This is a genomic window from Flavobacterium sp. FlaQc-30, from assembly GCF_044005885.1.
Taxonomy (GTDB): domain Bacteria; phylum Bacteroidota; class Bacteroidia; order Flavobacteriales; family Flavobacteriaceae; genus Flavobacterium.
In genome coordinates this window covers 236,806-258,705 of sequence record NZ_JBIPCO010000008.1, presented here as the reverse complement: position 1 = coordinate 258,705, position 21,900 = coordinate 236,806, and the positions used below count along the sequence as shown (strand labels likewise).

At 33.2% G+C, this 21,900-nt stretch carries 17 protein-coding genes; 5 read left to right on the top strand and 12 right to left on the bottom strand.

The features are described 5' to 3' along the window. Nucleotides 1-5: 5 nt before the first annotated feature. The 4 genes from ACHRV0_RS18060 to ACHRV0_RS18045 form a co-directional block, all read right to left on the bottom strand. Nucleotides 6-1,091 carry a sensor histidine kinase gene (locus tag ACHRV0_RS18060; RefSeq protein WP_395441888.1) on the bottom strand — a complete coding sequence of 362 codons (1,086 nt, stop codon included), beginning with the start codon at nucleotides 1,089-1,091 and terminating at the stop codon, nucleotides 6-8. A 94-nt stretch (nucleotides 1,092-1,185) separates the two neighbouring features. Continuing rightward, complete coding sequence (locus ACHRV0_RS18055) at nucleotides 1,186-2,232, bottom strand: beta-ketoacyl-ACP synthase III (RefSeq protein WP_395441887.1); 1,047 nt, start codon at nucleotides 2,230-2,232, stop codon at nucleotides 1,186-1,188. A gap of 21 nt (nucleotides 2,233-2,253) precedes the next feature. Then, nucleotides 2,254-3,087, bottom strand: coding sequence for a universal stress protein (locus ACHRV0_RS18050; RefSeq protein WP_395441886.1), 834 nt, complete (start codon nucleotides 3,085-3,087; stop codon nucleotides 2,254-2,256). Between the two features lie 273 nt (nucleotides 3,088-3,360). Then, nucleotides 3,361-3,921, bottom strand: a complete 561-nt coding sequence (locus ACHRV0_RS18045) for a hypothetical protein (protein ID WP_395441885.1) — start codon at nucleotides 3,919-3,921, stop codon at nucleotides 3,361-3,363. Between the two features lie 181 nt (nucleotides 3,922-4,102). Here ACHRV0_RS18045 and ACHRV0_RS18040 point away from each other — a divergent pair, with 181 nt between their 5' ends. Continuing rightward, nucleotides 4,103-4,507: a helix-turn-helix domain-containing protein gene (locus ACHRV0_RS18040; RefSeq protein WP_395441884.1), complete on the top strand. Its 405-nt coding sequence runs from the start codon at nucleotides 4,103-4,105 to the stop codon at nucleotides 4,505-4,507. A gap of 102 nt (nucleotides 4,508-4,609) precedes the next feature. Here the strand turns inward: ACHRV0_RS18040 and ACHRV0_RS18035 are convergent, their stop codons facing one another. From ACHRV0_RS18035 to ACHRV0_RS18025, 3 genes are all read right to left on the bottom strand, one after another. After that, entirely contained in the window at nucleotides 4,610-5,335 is a 726-nt protein-coding gene (locus ACHRV0_RS18035; RefSeq protein WP_395441883.1) for a hypothetical protein, read from the bottom strand. Between the two features lie 697 nt (nucleotides 5,336-6,032). Next, nucleotides 6,033-6,731, bottom strand: a complete 699-nt coding sequence (locus ACHRV0_RS18030; protein WP_395441881.1) for a DUF1826 domain-containing protein — start codon at nucleotides 6,729-6,731, stop codon at nucleotides 6,033-6,035. An 83-nt stretch (nucleotides 6,732-6,814) separates the two neighbouring features. Then, a complete protein-coding gene (locus ACHRV0_RS18025) occupies nucleotides 6,815-8,239 on the bottom strand; it encodes an amino acid permease (protein WP_395441880.1) in 1,425 nt (474 codons plus the stop codon). A 345-nt stretch (nucleotides 8,240-8,584) separates the two neighbouring features. On the opposite strand from ACHRV0_RS18025, the gene ACHRV0_RS18020 reads away from it, so the two are divergent. Together ACHRV0_RS18020 and ACHRV0_RS18015 are read left to right on the top strand one after the other, a co-directional pair. After that, nucleotides 8,585-9,991 carry a DUF1254 domain-containing protein gene (locus ACHRV0_RS18020; protein ID WP_395441879.1) on the top strand — a complete coding sequence of 469 codons (1,407 nt, stop codon included), beginning with the start codon at nucleotides 8,585-8,587 and terminating at the stop codon, nucleotides 9,989-9,991. Between the two features lie 13 nt (nucleotides 9,992-10,004). Then, on the top strand, nucleotides 10,005-10,475 hold the full coding sequence (locus ACHRV0_RS18015) for a cupin domain-containing protein (RefSeq protein ID WP_395441878.1): 471 nt from the start codon (nucleotides 10,005-10,007) through the stop codon (nucleotides 10,473-10,475). 35 nt (nucleotides 10,476-10,510) lie between these two features. Here the strand turns inward: ACHRV0_RS18015 and eptA are convergent, their stop codons facing one another. Beyond that, nucleotides 10,511-12,046 carry a phosphoethanolamine--lipid A transferase EptA gene (eptA, locus tag ACHRV0_RS18010; protein WP_395441941.1) on the bottom strand — a complete coding sequence of 512 codons (1,536 nt, stop codon included), beginning with the start codon at nucleotides 12,044-12,046 and terminating at the stop codon, nucleotides 10,511-10,513. Nucleotides 12,047-12,141: 95 nt separating this feature from the next. Beyond that, nucleotides 12,142-12,390: a hypothetical protein gene (locus tag ACHRV0_RS18005; protein WP_395441877.1), complete on the bottom strand. Its 249-nt coding sequence runs from the start codon at nucleotides 12,388-12,390 to the stop codon at nucleotides 12,142-12,144. A gap of 344 nt (nucleotides 12,391-12,734) precedes the next feature. Here ACHRV0_RS18005 and ACHRV0_RS18000 point away from each other — a divergent pair, with 344 nt between their 5' ends. After that, on the top strand, nucleotides 12,735-14,909 hold the full coding sequence (locus ACHRV0_RS18000) for a TonB-dependent receptor (protein WP_395441876.1): 2,175 nt from the start codon (nucleotides 12,735-12,737) through the stop codon (nucleotides 14,907-14,909). 150 nt (nucleotides 14,910-15,059) lie between these two features. Here ACHRV0_RS18000 and ACHRV0_RS17995 read toward each other — a convergent pair whose 3' ends face one another. Both ACHRV0_RS17995 and ACHRV0_RS17990 read right to left on the bottom strand, forming a co-directional pair. Continuing rightward, nucleotides 15,060-15,869, bottom strand: coding sequence for a hypothetical protein (locus ACHRV0_RS17995; protein ID WP_395441875.1), 810 nt, complete (start codon nucleotides 15,867-15,869; stop codon nucleotides 15,060-15,062). 34 nt (nucleotides 15,870-15,903) lie between these two features. Then, the gene (locus tag ACHRV0_RS17990) at nucleotides 15,904-17,445 is read right to left on the bottom strand and encodes a DUF1254 domain-containing protein (RefSeq protein WP_395441874.1); all 1,542 of its coding nucleotides are present in this window, start codon (nucleotides 17,443-17,445) and stop codon (nucleotides 15,904-15,906) included. 231 nt (nucleotides 17,446-17,676) lie between these two features. On the opposite strand from ACHRV0_RS17990, the gene ACHRV0_RS17985 reads away from it, so the two are divergent. Then, the gene (locus tag ACHRV0_RS17985; RefSeq protein WP_395441873.1) at nucleotides 17,677-19,149 is read left to right on the top strand and encodes a DUF1254 domain-containing protein; all 1,473 of its coding nucleotides are present in this window, start codon (nucleotides 17,677-17,679) and stop codon (nucleotides 19,147-19,149) included. A 284-nt stretch (nucleotides 19,150-19,433) separates the two neighbouring features. Here the strand turns inward: ACHRV0_RS17985 and ACHRV0_RS17980 are convergent, their stop codons facing one another. Beyond that, nucleotides 19,434-21,809, bottom strand: a complete 2,376-nt coding sequence (locus ACHRV0_RS17980; protein WP_395441871.1) for a sulfatase-like hydrolase/transferase — start codon at nucleotides 21,807-21,809, stop codon at nucleotides 19,434-19,436. Between the last annotated feature and the right edge of the window lie 91 nt (nucleotides 21,810-21,900).

Here is a 21,900-nt window from a genome sequence, read left to right as displayed (position 1 = left end):
ACTCTCTATATTAATGGTAAACGCACTATAAAACTTTCTAATGATTGTGAAAAAACAGGTTTTTTGTTGAATAGAATCTTATAGCGAAATTCAATATTTTTGCGTCCTACGCCTGTAGAAACTAGGGATTTTCCAGAAGTAAGCTGTAAATTATTTTTTACTATTAAACTTTTTTCTTCTGAATAAATGGATATAATCAACGGACTGGATAATGTTGCCATGTTATGTTTTACGGCATTTTCGACCAATAATTGTAACGTTAATGGCGGCAAATGAAGATCAAGACAATCGCTGTCAACTTCTAAATGTAAGTCAATTTTTTCACCCAAACGTTTTTTTAACAGATAGAAATAGGCATTTAAAAATTCCATTTCTTCTCTTACCGTTATAGTGTCTTTATCCAAGTTCGAAATCATATAACGGTACACTCGTGTAATATTTTCCAAGAAAGATCCTGCTTCTTGTTGATCTTCGTGAATCAGTTCAGTCAATGTACTGAAATTATTAAATATAAAATGAGGATCTAACTGCAATTTTAGCGATTCTAACTGTGATCGTGTTACGGCTTCCTGAAGTTCTGAGGCTTTAATTTTAAGCTCAGCTGCTTCATTTGAAGTCACACGCCAGCGGTTCAATAAAAAAATTCCGGTATGTACTGAACTAATAAAAAGTGATAATATCACAGCCATAATATTAGACTGCCAAATAATAAGCAGTTCATTTTCTTCTAAACAAGCTTCGGGATATAGATAGTTCCATAAATATGAAAAAATATAATTTAAAAGAATATTCCCCGCTATGAGGCACATAAACTGCGCAATTGCTCTAAAAATAGGATTATGCTCCCAGCGTATTAAACGATTTAAACTTCGTCCAACAAAAAGACTTAATTCTGTAAGTACACCACAGTATATCAGAATAATAAAAATATCGAATGTCGAGTCAAGAGATATTAAAGATTCTTCTTGATACGGATTCAACAGATAATAGGAAGACAAATACACTAAAAAAACTACCGGAATGACTATAATTCTATAGTATTTGTAGAAAAAATTCTTCCCCGAAATTTTATTTTGAACGCTTGCTCCCATTTACTTACAACAACTGGTTTATGAATAAATTTAGACTTTTAATTTTAAACAAAGATAAAAATTGAAAAAATCCTATTTTGATTCATCTTTAAGATTACGATAATTGTGGCTCTAAAACTTTTCTTTTTTGAATTGTTTTATTAGACTTCTGTGATTTTCTTTCTCTCATAACACCCCATTTTAAACAGGTTGCTCCCCAAGAAAATCCAGCGCCAAAAGTAGTTATAAGCAGGTTTTGTCCTTCTTTAAAATCGGCAGCATAATCCCATAGACATAACGGAATTGTCGCCGAGGTTGTATTACCATATCTTTCAATATTAACTTTTACTTTTTTATTATCGATAGCAAGATTCTCGCTCACAGCATTTATAATTCTCAGGTTAGCCTGATGTGGTATAACCCAGTCAATTTCATCAGCATCTAGAGCATTACTAATCAAAACATCTCTTGATACGCTTGACATCGCTTCAACAGCTCTTTTAAATACAAATGATCCTTCTTGTGTAATAAAATGTTTTTTGTGTAGAATACTCTGCATACTGGCAGGAAATTTAGACCCTCCAGCTGGTACAACTAAAGATTCAGTACCGCTTCCGTCAGTTTTTAAAATACTCTTCATTAATCCGTATTCTGTTTCGGTCTTTTCTAAGAGCACTGCTCCTGCTCCGTCTCCAAAAAGAATACAAGTATTTCGATCTTCATAATCAACAATCGAACTCATTTTGTCGGCACCAGCTACAATAATCTTCTTATAACGTCCGCTTTCAATCATAGTCGCCCCCATTTCAAGGGCATACAAAAAACCACTGCAAGCTGCATTCATATCAAAACCAAAAGCATTTTTAAGTCCGCTCAGCTCACATATTTTACTGGCTGTTGGTGCCAAAATATGATCTGGTGTAGCTGTTGCAAGTATCAAAACTTCAATTTCAGAAGCATCAACATCATAATTGCTCAATAGATTTTCGATCGCACCGCAGGCAAGATCAGAAGTACTTTTACCTACTGCAATTCGTCTTTCTTTTATTCCGGTTCTCTTCTCAATCCATTGCTCTGTAGTCTCAACAGTTTCCGAAATTGTTTTATTATTTAGGATTGAAGTGGGTACAAAACCGCCTATAGCTGTAATTACTGCCTTCATTTTTTTGTTTTTTTTGTTTTTTTAATTCTTTGGAATAGATAATAATGGAATATCTAAACCTGCTGCCATAATTCTAGTTTTACTTCTATGAATCAGTGAATCCCAAAAACCATATTTTTGAGGCGCCATTACTAAAATATCGGCTTCAAAATTTTTGATTTCATTCTTAATTTCATCGATCACCGCATTTGATCTTACGTTTTTATAAATGTATTTTACATCTTCAAACTTTTTTTCGATTGAAGAATTTAGTAAAATTTTACCTTGTTCTTCTCTTATTTCGTCCAATTTTTTATCAACGCTGAAAAATTCAATTTCAGAACCTAAATTGCCAATTACTTCTCTAATCCAGCTGAATCTTCTAATTGACGATAAACTTACCGTATCACAAGCATACAGGATTTTTTTTGCGTTTTGAAAACGAGCATTTTCTGGAACAGCCAAAATAGGAATGTTTAAACTTTTAATAACCGAAGTGGTTGTATTTCCCAATAAATCCTGCTCCAGCGAACGTTCTGCCATACCCATAACAACAAGATTAGCATTGGTTTGATCAATGATAGCAGGAAGTTCATCTTCTAAAAAAGAATAACTGCAAATACTTTCTACCGAAATTTTAAACAAATCTGCAATCTCTGAAGCTAAAACCTGAACTCGTAAAGCTGCTTTATCCATTTGTTTCTGCATCGATTCGGCAGTAATCAAAGAATTAGCACTGTGAACGCTTAACGAAAATGAATTAAACAAAATAAGTTTGGCACCTGTTGCTTTTGCAAGTCCTGCTGCATAAGTTACTGCATTGTCTGCGATAGTAGAAAAATTTGTAGCCGCGATTATGGTAAGTGAAGTGATCATAGATATATAGATTAAGCAATTATTGCCGTAAAATTGCTGAATTAAACTTTTCCTTTTTTTTTTAAATTACCGAAGAATCATATTTTTAGACCCAACCGTAATATTTACATTCTGAAAATTTTCACTGAAGCTTTTTTTCATTTAATATTACTTTGAAGTGGATACCTTTTTTGCCACAAAAAGTTAAGGCTGTTTATTTTTACTTAAAAAATATTCAATACTATTTTCTTGAAATCATATCGTTGTATTTTGAAAGTTTGAATAAGAGATTGTTTATTCTGTCACAGCATTAATCTGATTTGTTTTCTTGATTTTCTCAACTCCCCTTTCTCTTATCAATTCTACTGCATCGAGCATTTTCATTAAATGAATATAAGGCGTTGTCAGGTCAAAGTCAGGATCTTCGGCATAGGGAAACAACGAAAGCTCGAGGATTTGACATAGAAATAGTGCAAATTCTTCAAGCGTAAATTCATCAAATGCTTTTTGAAATACAATAAAAGGATTTTCGTATTCTTCCTTTGTAAGGGACAAAAGATGGAAAACCTTTTCTGAACGCAAAGATTCTTTAATCTTCCATTTTTTGTTTTTCTCTTGCAGGCAGTAACAAATTTTCAGAAAAGAGTTAAAAGCAGTGTACAAAACAAAAACACTAGCGGGATTGTCCTGTAAATAGACTTTTCTTTTATAGCTGTACATTACCATTTCGCTTAAATGTTGTTTATAATAATCAAGATCTGCATAGTCAAAAAAGGCATTAATTGCTCTAAACGGATTTTTTGTCGTATATCCTGCCCAATATCTGGTTTCGAAAGATATTTTATTCTTTTTCATAGTTAGTCGATTTAAAATTATCAAGCGAAATTCTATTCTTTCAAAAGGATAATCTATTCGAATAACAACTATAATATTCTTACAAAATAATTCTTCTTTGAAATAATTTTTTATCTTTGAAACTCATGATTTTTAATCCAAATGGCTTTATCTTTGAGCCTTTAGAAAACCAATATTCATTATGGAACAGAAAATACATCAGGGAAGAAACGTAAAACGTTTTAGAGAAATGCTTAACATAAAGCAGGAAGCATTAGCTTATGATCTGGGCGAAGAATGGAACCAAAAGAAAATTTCTATGCTGGAGCAAAAAGATGTAATCGAAGACAATTTGCTGAAACAAATCTCGGCAGTATTAAAAATTCCTGTTGAAGCTTTTCAGAATTTTGATGAAGAGCAGGCAATAAATATTATTTCTAATACCTTTCATGATACTCAAGGTTTGATAAATTATAGTCCAACTTTCAATAATGATCCTATCGACAAATTACTTAAACTTCATGAAGAAAAAATTGCTTTGTATGAAAGGATGTTGAAAGAGAAAGATGAAATGATGGTTAGGCTTGAGAAATTGATTGGCAAATAATAGTTTTTAAAGATATATTAATTCAAAAAAAAGAGACTTTTAAAAGTCTCTTTTCTGTTTTGTAATAACTGTTATGCCAAGTATTTTACTCATTCAGTTTTGTTAATTAAAGATTCCTAAAAACTCTTGACATTTATTTTTTATTTCTTCTATTTTTATTTTGTCTTTGTCACTTTCTTTTAATGCCCAGTATTTGTTCTCATTCCATTCAAATTTTCGATTTTCCCCTCCATTTTGCGTTATAAATCCCCAGAACCATAAATCATCCCAAATTTCAATTTCTTGTCCAATATATTTACGTTTAAGAAGTGAGTTTATGTTTGTAAAATTCCAAGTTTTATCGGGGTTTAATTTTTTAAAAATAGCAATTATCACAGCGTCAACGGGAAGATAAAAACTATCATTTTCATCAATTAGTGTAGGAACATCATTCCAAATTTTTAAATCTGCTGAATATTGTCCATTATGTAAGTGAAATATACTTTTTGAAATTAATGCCGAAGTTTTTGGTCCCCATCCTTTTTGATTTAGCATTCCTTTATAAACGCTTTCAAAATTACTTTCTCCATTGGGATTAATTTTTATAACAAATTCTTTAAATGACTTCAAAGAATTTTCTTCAGTAATAATTGATTTGTAAAATTCCGCAAGATTGTCAATTTTAGGCTGGCTTTGAGTGTTTGCAATATGATATAATAAAGAAACTATTTTTTCTTTTTCACCGTTACATGGCAAAATAATTGAACGATAATATCTCTCTTGTAAAGCTTTGTTGTATTTTCTATTATTAGAAATGAATTTGAAAAGTTCTTCTATTTTACCTGTCATTTCAACTATTTTTCATTTTTTTTTTTTAGTTCTGTTTTCTATCCATTTAAGACGCATTTAATACCGTCTCAAAGATCAAGTTCATCAAAACTATTAAATTTATCTGCGCAATTCACAAAATTATTCTCTTCCAAATATTTTTTTTAACCCGATCGCGCGGATTTGTAATCCCTGCCCGCAAAGTATAATTTTGAAATAGGCTAAATTAAATATAACCTACACTATTTGCCAGATTAGCAAAACGGTAATAAAGGAAACTATAGCAAACACAATTAAGTTAATGGCTCTATCTTTTCTCAGCATCGATTTATTTGATAAATATTGTTTCGTAATCTCTTTATTTCTAGTTTTTTTTGCTTTCATATTTCTTTAAAATTGATACTGTTTTGGGGTTATAATTCTATTATTACAACTATAATAATATGCATTTATGCAAAACAGTTGAATTATTTTTGATAAACAAAAACAAATTGCATGCCAATAAAACTTAAGAAACATCAAACAACTAATTATCAATTTAATACCAAATTAAAATTATCATGTCATATATAAATCCTATCAAAATGATATGATCAGCCTTTCAAAATGAGAAACATAATTACCCTTTGACTATGAGAATAGAGTAAACTTCCTTATTCTATTAAGATTATGGTTTTATTATTTGCTTTGTAATATCCGAGCGATCTAACTTCGTATCTCAACAAATCAACAACAATCGATATTCACCTTCATTTTCTACTGGTGCTCTATGAATACAAGGCAGTACTTGTTGTTTTGGATGATCTACCGCCAGACGCCACAGATGTCCCAATCCTAAATTAACAGGCTCTGCATCAGGATGAAGCTGATAATGCAAATCAAAATAGTTTTCTTTTAGAAAATCTTCGAATTCTTCTTCTGATCCATCATGCAGTTCTTTTAATTTTGCTCGGACTTCTGGAATTAGGATTTTTTGGTCTGCTTGCGAATTAGAAACAATATCACTTGCGGCTCCGTGATAGGTACATAAAAAAGTATCGGTTGCAATGGGTGAACGATCAACGTGAAACGAATACACATCTGTAGATATAAAATCAAATTCGTCGTCACGTTCGTAACATTTCAGTAAATTAAGCGAGGGCGAAGCACCAAAATCAGTTAATAATTGTAAATCATTTAAAATTATTTCTCTTGCCGTATTTCCCTTTTCTGATAGTTGGAGCGCGATTAGATCTTCGGGAAAAACTTCGGTTACATTTTCTTTTAAAGATAATTTGGTTACAATCTCATTAAAATCGCCATCTAAATTTCTGTACCAGCAAAGCGCATTCATTTTTCCCTTGAAATGGGTATTTACAAGATCAGAGAAAGCAGTTACTACTCCTATTTGGCTGTTATCAGAAAATATAGTGCTCATAGAATGATATTATTTTTAAACACATAGAAACATAATTGTTTCTATGTGTTTAAATAATATTGAATAATGCAGTAAAAGCTGCTTTATTTTTTTGTTTTAAAAACTTTGTAGAAAACAAAAAGAATCCCCAGCCAAATAGGAATTAATTCTACAGACAATTTCATATTAGTCATCCACATGATGGATAAAATTCCCAATAAAAATACGAAACAGATGTAATTACTTAGCGGATAAAATATCGATGGGAACTTAGTTTTTGTGTTCTCCTTATCTTTTGCAAGTCTAAATTGCAGGTGTGTATACGAAATCATAACCCAGTTAATAACCAAACAAGACACTACTAAAGACATTAAAATACTAAAAGCTTCTTCTGGGATTATTTTATTTATTAAAATACAGATTGCCGCAAAGCATGAAGAAATTAAAATAGCATTAACAGGCACCGATTGCTTGTTTAGCTTCTTTAAAAACCTAGGTGCACTACCCTGATCTGCTAAACCGTATAACATACGTGAGTTACTGTACACACTGCTGTTGTATACTGATAAAGCGGCGGTTAATACAATTAAATTAAGCACATTGGCTATAAGTTTTGTAAAATATATTTTATTGCCAAACAGCTCAAATTCCATTCCGTTTAAATTTTGAAAAACCATTACAAACGGACTGCTGTCTGTAGTAATTTGTCTCCACGGTGATAAAGCAAATAGAATAACCAATGCTCCAACATAAAATATAAGGATTCTATAAATAACCTGATTGGTCGCTTTTGGAATATTTTTTTCTGGATTCTCAGCCTCAGCAGCGGTAATTCCAATAAGTTCTAAACCTCCAAACGAGAACATAATTAGAGCCATTGCGGCTAATAAACCTTGAAAACTGCCATCAGTAGTTTTTTCAAAGAAACCTTTTGGGAAGAATCCGCCATCGTTATATAAATTATGAATCGTTGCATGCTCTCCTCCTGTACCACTTATAAGCAAATAAGTACCAAAAAGAATCATTGCAATAATCGCAACCACTTTTATAATTGAAAACCAAAATTCAGTTTCTCCATACACTTTTACAGAAGCAAAATTCAAAGCATTAATAACCAAGAAGAAAAACAAACTGGATGCCCAAAGCGGAATTTCCGGCCACCAAAACTGCACATATACACCAATGGCGGTAAGTTCAGCCATGCTGACTAAAATATATAAAATCCAATAATTCCAACCAGATGCAAAACCCGCAAAAGAACCGCAATACTTATAAGCAAAGTGGCTAAAACTTCCTGATACAGGTTCTTCGACAACCATTTCCCCAAGCTGTCTCATAATAAAAAAAGCGATAATTCCGGCAACAGCGTATCCTAAAATAACAGATGGGCCTGCTAATACGGCCGCTGGACCAATACCTAAGAAAAGACCTGTTCCTATTGATCCTCCTAAGGCAATTAACTGAATATGACGGTTAGTAAGTCCGCGTTTAAGTTGATTCTCTTGTGCAGTTTCTTGTTTTTGTTTCACAAATTAAAATTTAAAATGAGTTAAATGTACTCACAAATGTATAAAGAGCGAAGATAAGTTAAAAAAGGAATCGTACAAAGGATGCACTATACTAAAAAATCCTATTCGCTTACTGCATTCTGAAGTCTTAGACTTCGCGGTAACTTTACAACGTAATTCAACTTTTTTTTCTAATTATCAATTGTACTTAAACTGTTGATTAATTCTTTTGTTGAAGATTAATAGAGAATATGGTTGCAACTTATAAGTTGCAACCATATTTGTATCTAAAAGAGTTGAAGTTTTTCGTTTAAATTCTAATTTTAAAATCAGGAAAAAATTTATTTATAAACAAACTGCTTGATTATGAAAAATCTAACTGCTTTTTTAATCATTTCTCTTTTAGTATTTACTGGCTGCAAAAAAAACGCCTCAAACGATAAACAAGATAATACTGATGCAGCAGTATCATCTGATTCAATAACTGCTATTGCAAAAGAAGCATGGATTTACGGATATCCTATATTCTATAATTATAAAACTATTTATGCAAGTGCCATAAATAAAGAGGCAAAAGAATATGTAGGCTTTAACAAGTTTAAAAGTTTTGCCATGAGTGCAACTCCTGCAGACACTTTGGTAATAACAATAAATAATGACACTCCATATTCAATGGCTGCTATTGATGTTTCGAATGAACCTGTTGTTATGGAAGTTCCAAAAATAGAAAACGACAGGTATTATGTAATGCAGTTTGTAGATTTATATACTTTTAATTATGAATATATTGGATCAAGAACTACTGGAAATAATGCAGGAAAATATCTAATTGCTGGACCAGATTGGAAAGGCGAAACTCCAAAAGGCATCAATAAAGTTTTACGCTCTGAAACAAATTTAATTTTTCTTGTTGGACGTACTCAGCTTCATGATCCATCAGATGTATCAAATCTTAAAAAAATTCAGGCGCAATATAAGTTAATCCCACTTCATCAATTTACACAAAGCGTAGCTCCAGAAGTAAAAAAATACAATTTACCGCTTCCAACTTGGAAAGAAAGCGATTACAGTTCACCAGAGTTTATCAATGTATTAAATTCATTATTACAATATACCAGTGAAGACAGCAGTGAAAAGGAACTTAGAGCACGTTTTGCTAAAATTGGAATTGTACCGGGAACTCCTTTTGACAGCTCTAAATATCCGCCAGAAACTATTAAAGCAATAGAAAAAGGAATTGCTGAAGCAAAACAAGAACTGGAATCTAACTTAAATAATGTAACCGATTTTGCAAATCTTTTTGGTACTCGCGCCGAACTTAAAAACAATTACTTAACCCGAGCAGTTGCTGCCGCAGCAGGAATTTATGGAAATACAAAAGAAGAAGCGGTTTACACCGGAAGCGGTAACGACAAAGACAAACAGCCGCTTTTAGGGAAAAATAATTATGTGATAAAATTCAGCAAGGATCAACTGCCAAAAGCAAAATACTTTTGGAGTATAACTATGTATAATCTGCCAAAACGTTTTCTTGTTCCAAACTCAATCAACAGATATTCGATTGGTAACAAAACCAAAGGCTTAAAATATGAAGCAAATGGAGATTTGATTATTTATTTGCAGCACACTTCACCAGGAAAAGACAAAGAAAGTAACTGGCTCCCTACTCCTAAAGATGAAAACTTCATGTTTGTTATGAGAATTTACGGCCCAGAATCTGATGTGCTTAACAACATTTGGAAAATGCCTTTACCTGAAATTGTAAAAAAATAATCTAATAAAATTTATGGCAAAAGATAATTTTATTGACGAAACTGCCCCACCGCCTGCAAAAATCATAACTGCTGAACAAGGTTTGCATCAAAATATTCTTGGAGATATTCAAACAATAAAGCTTTCAGGCAAAGACACCGCAGGAAGGTTTACCATTTTTGAAAACAATAATCCGCCTGGAGTTGGAATACCTTTGCACGTGCATACAAATGAAGACGAAGTATTTAGAATACTAGAAGGCGAAATGGAATTTATTGTAGAAGGCAATACAAACCGATTAAAAGCAGGCGATACTATTTTTCTGCCACGTAAAATACCACATTCATTTAGAGTTGTGGGAGAACAAAATGCCAAAGCCATAGTTACAATAATCCCTTCTGGAATCGAAGAGATGTTCACCCAGCTTAACCAACTGCCGCCTGGGCCGCCTGATATGGGGAAGGTTTTGAATATTTGCGGCAGTTTTGGAATTACTTTTTTATAAGAAGTTGTTTCAACAGCGTAAATTGAATCGTTATTCTATTTCAATTCATAAATATTCATTTCTTCATTATAAATAGGACTTTCAATATTTAAAAAGTTTAAAACGCTGTGAAACACGTGATTTTGTGTTACTGATTTATTAGGCTTAAGCTGTCTAGAATGATCAGATACCCATACAATAAAAGGAATTTCATATTGCTCTTTAGGAGCAAAACTCATAGGAACTCCATGCATATATAGATTTTTTTCGCCTAAAGATTCGCCATGATCCGAAACGAAAATCATGGTGCTTTTATATTCTTTCAGTTGTTTTAAATCTTCAATTACACGATGCAAAATATAATCTGTGTAAACAATAGTATTGTCATAAGCGTTAATAAGCTCTGCTTGAGAACATTTTCCTAATTCGACACTATTGCAAACGGGTTTAAAAGTCTCAAATTGAGACGGATATTTTTTACTGTAAGCAGGTCCATGACTGGTACTTGTGTGCAAGACGATCAAAATTTTATTCTTTTTACTTGCCATAATCTGCTCTGTCAGTCCATTTAAAAGAACCTCATCATAATTACACCCTGATCCTATACAATCCTTTCTTAAAACATCTCTGTTTTGATACTTTTCAATATGTACCGGAGGTTCTCCCCAATTTGTAGTTCGCCAGACAACCTCAACATTATTTCTGAACAAATAATTGGGCAATATCTCATAAAGATCATCACTATTAGTATGCTCCAAAATGCACTTTAAACCAGCAGTAGTATAAGTTGCACAAGAAACAGCGTTAAAATGAAATACATTCTGCGTTTTAGAAAGCAGCGGATTGGTGTTTTTCTTATAACCATATAAAGAGAAATTCTGACTTCTTGCTGATTCTCCTATTACTAAAACCACAACCGCTTTCTGATTGTCTTTTAGTACAGCATTTGGCAGTAAAATTTCCTTTTGATTCTTTTTGTATTTATGAATATAAAAAAGTGACGTATTTACAGAATATGACCAAGGCATTGCAAGACCTCCTAATTGTTTGGAGTTTTTATCTATCCACAACCAATTGCTGGCATTGACAAATACTAAAACAGCTATAAATAATAAAGAGAGAGAAGAAATAGTTAAAAATTTCTTCCATGTTTCCCTTAATATTTTGGCTTTGATTATATAAATGCTCGGAATAATCCCCAAGAAAATAATGTATAAAACTAGTTTGATAGAAAAAAAACTGCTTGATTCTTCATAATTGGTATTGAGAACGTTACCAATCATACTTTCGTCTATTATAACATGATAAGTATTGATAAAATAAAGCGCTATAGAATTGATTATAAAGAATAAAACCGATAGCATTTTTCCAACATAATTCGAAATCGAAAATAGCAGGAAAAACACAAACGCATTTAAAACCAACATTAAAACGATTACACTTACAATCAAAATTATACCATTCATGCTTTTATAATCAACATTATTAAAGACATAAACATAGAATGGTAAATGAAAAAGAAGAAAATTTAAAAAGCTTATAAGTAGAACAAAATATGTTATTCTCCAATCCTTTTCAAACATGAACTGCAATAATTTTGTATAGTAAAGCAACTGTTATGTGCAAGCTAATTTCATATAATAACAGCTTATTGTGTCTATAAATTAAACTTTGTAATCAATACCTTTTATCTAAAAAGTGATATTGTATCTGCCAGATTCTCTTTAATTATAAATGCATTAATAAATTCCTGAACTTCCGTATTTGTTTCAACAGGAGTTTCAAAAGAGTTGATATGAAACTCATCATCTTGATCCAGAATATGTATAATTTCTGTGTAGCCCTTAGTAATTAAACTTCCTTTTAATTTAATTATATTCAACTGTTGTTGACTATTCAACTCCTTGCGGACTTTTAGTTTTATAGCTTTTTCCATCGTAAATATTTTTAAATTAATAAAGATTCAATTCCTATCAAATGTAGAAAAATTTTATTTTTTGTTCTGTTAAAAAAACAGATATAAATCATTATTTACTAACATATTAACATTAAAACCTCAACTTAGAAAATATCTTAAATAAAACACTTAGAAAAGAAGGTAAGTTTTAGAAAAAATAAAAACAGTCCATACACCAATAAAACTGGATCTGTTTAATAAGTAGTTTTTAAAAGTTTTTCTGTCAATCTCACTAATTTTCAGAGAAACAGTACTGATAGTAAGCCTTATATTTTATTACATTTCATATATTTGCACTTGTTTTAATTAAGTCTAAATAAATAATGATAAAATTTTCTACTCTACTCTTAGTGTTCTTTTCGATAAGTACACTTTCTGCACAACAAATTTCTAAAACAAATACAAACAACGAAAAAGACAAAACCACAAAAAGTCAAGATAGTATCTTAAACGATAAATCGAAAGCGGATAACGAATTGCAAGAAATTGTCGTTTCTGCCTCTAGAAAGGCTGAAATTCTGGATGAGGTTCCTTCATCGGTAACATTATTATCCAAAAAACAAATTCAACAGCAATTAAGCATAAGCTCCAATCTTAGTGACATATTAGGTGCAACTGTGCCGGGTTTGGGTTTTACGACTAATAGAACTCAAAATTTAGGTCAGACATTACGTGGTAGACGTGTTTTGGTTATGATTGATGGAATTCCGCAATCAACACCGTTGAGAGATGGTGCCAAAGATATGCGCTCACTAGATCCTACTGTTCTAGATCGCGTAGAAGTTATTAAAGGTGCAACTGCTATTTATGGTAATGGTGCCGATGGCGGTTTGATAAATTATATTACTAAAAAATCAAATCCAGACAAAGCAATAAGCGGATCGACAGAGGCTGGAACAGCTTTTTCGCTAGTTAAACCTGCTGAAACTGCTGGTTTCTTTGTGTCGCAGTTATTTACTGGAAAAATAAAAAAGTTCGATTATGTGGTAAGCGGACGTTATGAAGAAACTGGTCTTTATCGTGATGCTAAAGGGCGTGTTCTTTCTCCTGAATACGGAATGAATGATCTTAAAAATTGGAATGCTTTTGCAAAAGTCGGCTATGATTTTAATGACAATAATCGTTTAGAGTTAATGTACAATTATTTCGAAAGTACACAGCATACAGATTACGTTGCTAAAGCTGGTGTTTATGGCAATTTTGATTCGCCAACAATTGGTGTAAAAGGACAGCGTCCGGGAGAACCTGAAGGAACGCCGTATAACCATAATGCGAGTTTAAGCTATATTGGAAAAAACATCATTGGAAAAACAGATGTTAATGCTTCTCTTTATTTTCAAGATTATCTTACGTTAATTAATTACAGTGATTTTTTTGAAAACAACGGACAACCTGCAACTCAAAGCAAAAAACTTGGTTTTCGCTTAAATTTAAATACGCCTTATGAATTCAGTACTCTTATATCAGGTAATTTAACTTATGGTTTAGATATTCTATCGGATATAACTGATACTCATCTTACTGATGGCCGATTGGTAATTCCTGAAATGAAGATGAATAACATAGCTCCTTACTTCCAGCTTAAAAATATGTTTGGACCAAATTTGGTTTTAAAAACGGGTTTAAGACTTGAAAATGTAAATATTGATGTGCCAGATTATACTACTATAGGTATTCGTAATTATGTAAACGGCACTTACGTAGGCGGCGGAATTGCTGTAAATGGCGGAGAACTGGATTTTAATGCGCTTATGTTTAATGCAGGACTTCGTTATACAAAATGGTCATTGTTTAAACCTTTTGTAAGTTTCTCTCAAAGTTTTAGTGTTGCTGATTTAGGTTTAGTATTGCGTGCTGCCAAAGAAAATACAGTAAACAATACTTCGATAAAAGCGGTTACAGCAAACAATTACGAATTTGGTTTCTCTGGAGCTTGGGCTAAACTTTCTTATGATGCTGCGGTGTATTACAGTACTTCAAAATTGGGAGCTTCATATGTATACATTGATGGTAATCCGCAGATTTCACGCTCGCCTGAGAAAATTTATGGTTTTGAGCTGTCAGCAAAATATCGTCTTCACGCTAAAGTTGATATTGGCGCTAATTATTCTTTTACTGAAGGAAAAAGAGAGCTTACAGACAAAAAAGTATATTTAGGAGGTGATCGTATAAATCCGCCAAAAATTACTGCCTTTACCGTTATCAGACCTTTAGAAGCTTGGTCAATCTATTTACAAATGATAAATACGCCGGGAAGAGATCGTTTTGAACCTGTAAACGGCGCTTATACTTATGGAACAGGGCCTATAAAATCGTTCACGGCTTTTAATCTTTCTTCAAGCTATACTTTCAGAGAAAAAAGTACTATTCGTTTAGGTATCGAAAACCTGTTCAACAAAGATTATTATTCTGTTATCTCTCAATGGCAGTCAAGCAATATGAATTATGTTAAAGAAAATGGTACTCGTTTGACGGTTAGTTTTACACAGGCATTTTAATACTATAGTTGGCAATAATCCGCTATAAAAAGATTTACAACAGATTTTTCTAAATACAAAAAGAGCCTTCAAAATCAAATAATTTTGAAGGCTCTAAATTTTAAGGAACAATTAAAACGTTGTCCCTTAGAAGTCTAAATACTGTTTGAATTAAAAAATAACCTGAAACTGAAGTATCGCCTGCCAATTTCCAATTAAATCTGGACGCTCTACATTATAAAAGGCTTGAGCTGCAGCAGAATAAAACAGTTTGCTTTTTGTACCTATTTGGAATGTTTTTCCAGGGCCTCCTCCAATGGGAACCAACCATTGATTGCCACTTGATGCCAGCCAGTTTACCACGATAGTCGCATTACTTTCAACAAACCATCCTTTTGGAAAATTGTAATAAGCAATGTACTGAATACTTCCTGAATTAACTTTATTTACATCATCACCGCCTAGAGACCAATAGTTTTGTAAAACAATGCCTCCTGAAAATTTATCTCCTGCCATATACAATAAAGCCGATGGTCCTAAACTTAAACGATTACTTCCTAATGCTGGATTTGTTCTGGTAGGAATTTGCATAGCGGGCCCAATACCCCAGCTGAACTTTCCTTTTTTTTGAATGCTCGAAAAATATCCGTTAAACAAAATATTCCCCATTCCTCCTTCATGTGTACCACCGTCAAAAAGCGGTGGTACAGTTTGAAAAGGAATAATCGTATAGGTTATCAACTTTAAATTACTTGCCAATTTAAAAGGATAAACGGGTTGTATCGAAAAGGAACTTGCGGTACCATCTGCTACAGGCAATAAAACTTCCTGCAGAAAAACACTGCGCAGACCACTTACGGGATCTTGTCTTTTTTTGCTCATTTCTTCTATTGAGGTCTTCTCACTTTCATTAGATTGGCTGAAAATGGGAAGACAAAAACAGAAAAATAAAATACTTAAAACACTATATTTAAAATTCATAGTATTTGTGTTTACTTATTAGAAAAAGGCTCCTTTATTTTACTTTTTCAAAATCGCCCGGTTTGTATTTTCGATCAAAAAACTCTTGTTTTGGTCCATAGAAACGAAATAAAGCAAACCATCCTTTACCCGGAACTGTTTTTAACCAGTTTGCTTCACCAGACGGCTTATCAGGCCCAACAATAAAAGTTACTGATTTATCTGCGTTGTAAATAAGTTTGTTCATAGAGTTTAATGATGGATAAACTTGATCTTTTGCATCAACTCCTGAAGCCGTTTCTGCATCATACAAAGTTAACGACCAGAATAAACCTGCTGGCGGATTTGCAGGGAAAGTAATTTTATAGGTATTCTCTCCCATCAAAAAATTACCATCTTTATCTTTATAAGCATTCCCATATTTCGCTCCTAAACCAGGAATAGAAGACATCATTCCTGTACTAATAGAATAGTGGTTAATATACATTTGTATTTTAGCGTTTACATCTGTATGTTTTGTTATTCTATTACGGTACTCTTCATCCAGCAAAGTACGCATGAAATCATCTTGTTTGGTTTTAGCGTGAGCAATCCATTTTCTGTCAGCCCACCAAAGTGCATCTTTTTCTTTATCATAATTTCCTGCAACGTTTTTAGCCATTTTCCATGCCGTTTGTGCCGCTTTGCCTAGCAATTCTTTTTGCTTTTCTGTAGGTTTAAATGCTTCTCCTTTTTTGATTCCGATAGCTTCGAGCATACCGTGCATATAAGGATCTATATCATCGACTTTATCACTTTGTATGAATCTGTCCAACATTTCATAATAACTAAAATCGTGCGCAAATAAGGCATTTGAAGCAATATCAGAAACGTGTTTAAAATTCATCGGTTTTCTTTCTCCGTTGAGAGGATAGATTTTTATTCCTTCAACAGATTTTACTCCCGGCGATAAATCATCTACAGATTTAAAGAAACCACGCTGAAAAATAAAAAGTCCATTTGTTTTACATCTGAAAACGAAATAGTTTTTTTCGTCAACAGCACCTTTATAATCTGATGGAATTACTAAATACTTCCCTCCTTTTCCTTTATCAGGTCCAGGAAGACCAATATCACCTAAGTAAGTAGTTCCATCTGGTTTTGCAGGACCTGCAAGCGGTCTGTGCCAATAATCATCTAATATCCCTTGAAGCATTGGAGGAACTTCTAAAACCAAAGGTCCTGTTTTACTAAGATCAGCAAATCCTAAGGCATAAATTACATCAGAATTTGGTGTTGTAATTACGGTTTTTGGTTTCAGTCTTTTTTCAAAAACAGAAATTACATTATATCCTTCACCAGATATTTTGCCTAAACCTTCTTTCATCGCATACATATTTACAGCTGGCAATGCCCATAAATAAACTTGTGTAGCTCTTTGAAAATACAAATCATCATTTAGCTTTTCAGAAGATTCGGCTGTTGGATAACCTCCAACAATCTCTCCATCTGTTGCTTTATCAGATGAATTACTAGTGTCGGTATTATTACCTGAAGACTCTTTACAAGCTGTAAAAAGCAATATTAAAAGTGTAAGAGCTGCAAATGATTTTTTCATAATTACAATTGGTTTTAATTCAATTTTTTTTCTCTTATATAACTCATACTAAATTAGTAATAACTATAAAGCACATCTAAGTAAACATGTTGCAAGTTCTAATTTGCAACATGAAATTTGAACTTTAAAAACAATCATTCTTTAAATTTGATAGTCGTTAAGTCAAACTTTACTAAAGCTTATAACAATTTCCCTTTATAAAAAATGTGTAATCCTAAAAATAAAGTCAAGATGAAAAAAATGCTATTATCCATTTGCATGCTCTCTATCATTTTTACGAGCTGCAAAAAAGAATCAACAGTAAATCCTGAAAATGTAACAGCAGAAAAAGGCGTTGATACATTAAGTTCTGATTCGATTAAAGTGCCAGGATCAGATGTTTTACTTCATCCTGAATATGCACGAACTATTGCACGTGCAGCCTATATTTGGGGTTATCCGCTTGCTAATATATTTAATAGACGTAATGCTTTTCGTCCGTTAACCGAGCCCGGCAGACTTAATGGCGTACTTCCCGGGGCACCTTTAGGGCAAATCTGTATGTTGTCAGATTACATAGCGCCTCAGCAAAACAGTGTAGCCTGTCCAAACCAAGATGTTGCATACGGTTATGGTTATTTTGAACTCGATAAAACTCCTGTAGTCATACAAGTTCCTGATTTTGGAGATCGTTTTTGGGTTTATGCACTATATAATGCTAGAACTGAACAAACGGGTCATATGGGAAAAATGTACAATACTAAACCCGGATTCTATTTGCTTCATGGACCTAACTGGAAAGGAAAAGTTCCTGATGGAATAGCTGGAGTTATTAAATTTGAAACAGAATTAGGAAATGCAATTCCGAGAGTATTCTTAGATGATACTCCACAAGATAGAGCCGCCTTACAACCTGTTATCAATCAAATTGTAGCGTATCCGCTTACTGAATTTGATGGAAAAATGAAAACTAAAGAATGGAATAAAGTTCCTAATATTCCAACAGGTGATACTGGCGGAGGTGAAATTAAATGGGTAGTTCCTGAAAAATTCTTTGATCTTTTACCTGAAATTTTAGAAAAAGTACCGCCTTTAAAAGGAGAAGAAGCTTTATATGCACAGTTTAAAGCTTTACTTGCAACAGCTGCAAAAGATCCAGCAATAAAAAAAATAATAGTTCAGGAGGCTGTTACCTTAAATGAAACTCTTATAAAAGATTATCTAAAATGGAAATACAACGGAAAACCTGCAGGTAATGGATGGAACAGATCTTTTCACAATGCTGTTTGGGGATTTGATTACACCAATCGTACAAGTTCTGGAAGAAGTAATATATTTGATAACAGACCTACTGAGACACAATATTTCTACACAGACGATACAACTAAAGGCGAGAAATTAAATGGCAGCAGCAATTATAAAGTAACTTTTAAAGTACTTCCTCCTGTAAAAGGTTTTTGGTCAATGACTTTATATAATGCAGAACATTTCTTTTTTGCGAATGATTTAAAACGCTATTCTCTTGGCACAAAAAACAAAGGTCTTAAAAAAGATGCTGATGGTTCACTGACATTATATGTTGGAAATAAAAATCCTGGTGCCGATAAAGAAAGTAACTGGATACCTGCACCTAAAGGAGATTTTTCATTATACATTAGAGCCTATTGGGGAGAAAAAGCAATTATAGATGAAAGCTGGACTCCGCCAGTTGTAGAAAAGTATTAAAAAGGTTCGTTTTTTATATTAAAAAAGGCAGATACTAAATTAGTATCTGCCTTTTATTATTACTTTTCAACCAGAGGCATATTATTCTTGTGATTTAAAAACTTTTGTTCAGGTTAATAAAATGTAACACTCAAAGAGAAATCAACTTTTTTTTAAGAAGTCCATTTCTAATCAGATCAAAATACTTATAAATAAAAAACACCTGCAAAAAAGTCATTGCAAGTGTTTCGTTTATTGATCTATTATCTTTGTCTACAATTCAACATGAGTCAAACGACAATATATTATCTTAAATCAATATCTACTTTATCAATTTTTCCAGTGAACTTAAAGGGCACTTGATAGGAAGTAGTAACTGGAGAACCAGAATCTTCACCAATACCAAAAGTGTCAATACCAAATCGTGCTGCAACAGTTTTATCAATTCGTCCTTCACCTACTAATTTATTATTGATATAAAGTTTGCCTGTACCGCCTTTTCCTGTACCGCCGCCATCATAGGCAAAATCAAATCGTACTGTACTTTTTCCTAGCGGTATTGCCTCTTTTGAAGTAATTACATAACGAGAATCATCGAAGTAATTATAATGATAAACCAGTTTTCCGTTTTGTACATACAATGCAAATCCTGCAGAACTTCCTCCTGATGCAACAATAATTCCGTTACTTGCTTTTGTAGGCAGTTCAATTACGGCAGTAATACTGTGCGATTTATTTTTAGTATTTGGAGAAGCTGTTTCTGCCAATCTTGTTGCGCCAGCATAAAAAGTAAAATGTTTGCGTTTTGGATCTGACGGCGTTGGTTTTGGAGAAATTAATCTTCCTGTACCTCGATCGTCCAAAGGATACACATTGTTCTTTTTCGCTTCTTCTTTAAAAATCGCTTTTAATTCTTCTAATTTCTCTGGATATTTTTTAGCTAAATCTGTAGATTCGCTATAATCTTCGTCAATATTGTACAGCTCCCATTTGTCATTATCCCAATTTCCAGGCGCAAAATCCTGTCTCCACGGAAAGGTATGCTGAGCAGCAGCAACCCATCCATTATCATAAATAGCTCTATTGCTGAAAATTTCAAAATACTGTCTTGTTCTAACAGGTTTTGCATTTTTATCTGCAAATGTCGAAAGGAAAGAAACACCATCCATAGGCTTCTGTTCTACACCATCAACCGATTTTGGAGCAGGTAAATGCGATGCGTCTAAAATGGTTGGTAATACATCAATTAAATGTACAAACTGACTGCGCATACCGCCTTTGTCCTTAATAACTTTAGGCCAGCTTACTACCATAGGATTTCGGCTTCCGCCAAAATGAGATGCAACTTGTTTCACCCATTGAAAAGGAGCATTTCCTGCCCAAGCCCAACCTACAGGATAATGAGGTTCAGTATTTGGATTACCAATTTCATCTAGGTGTTTTAAGTTATCTGCCAAAGGCGTTGCAATACCGCTTAAGGCTTTTACTTCATTAATAGTGCCTTCCATTCCACCTTCAGAACTGGCACCATTATCTCCAACAATGTAAAATATTAATGTATTATCGGCATCAGGAAGTTTACTGATAGCTTCTAAAAGTCGACCAGTTTCATGATCGGCAAACGAAAGATATCCTGCATAGTTTTCCATTAAACGTGCAAAGAGTTTTTTCTGATCTGCAGAAAGTTTATCCCAAGGCGTAACCCAGTCTGGTCTTTCAGTTAGTTTTGTTCCCGGCGGAATAATTCCCATTTTTAACTGACGCTCATATGTTTCTTGTCTTACAACATCCCAGCCTTTATCAAATTTACCTTTAAACTTTTCACGCCATTCCTTAGGTGCATGATGCGGAGCGTGTGCAGCTCCGGGAGCAAAATACATCATAAAAGGTTTTTGAGGCGCAACAGACTTACTGTATTCCATCCAATTGATGGCTCTATCAGTCATATCAGTCATAAAGTGATAACCTTGCTCAGGCGTTTTATCTGGCTCAACGGCTTTTGTATTTTCAAAAAGTACTGGATAATATTGATGAGTTTCACCACTTATAAATCCGTAAAAATAATCAAATCCCAAACCTGTAGGCCAGCGGTCAAACGGTCCAACTACACTGCTTTCCCAATCTGGAGTATTATGGTTTTTTCCAAACCAACTGGTATTGTATCCATTTCCTTTTAATATTCGTCCAGAAGTCGATGTCGTTTTCGGAATCATACAATTGTAACTAGGGTATCCTGTTGCCCATTCTGCCAAAAAGCCCGATCCTGCGTTATGATGATTTCGTCCAGTTAACAAAGCGGCTCTTGAAGGTCCGCAAATTGCGGTTGTATGGAAACGATTGTATTTTAATCCATTTGCCGCTAGTTTGTCTAGTTCAGGTGTAGGAACTGGGCCTCCAAAAGTACTTACTTGTCCAAATCCAACATCATCTAATAAGATAATAACAATATTTGGTGCACCTTGTGGAGGTGTCACCAGTTTTGGCCATTCTTCTTTTGAATCTTTATAAGTTTCTCCTATTTTACCTCCAAACGGAGGCTCAGGAATTGGCAAACTTGTTCGATCTAATCCATCAGATTCTGACTTTTCTGTTACTACATCGTTTTGCTTTGATTGATTACAACTGAATAAAAAAACTGCTGCAAATATCAAAAGCAGATTTCGGCTTATAAGTGTTTTCATAGTTTACAATTTTGTTAACACTAATTTACAATTAGCTGTCTAACAAAATTTTAAAATGATGTTGCAAATTCTAATATGAAACCATTTTACA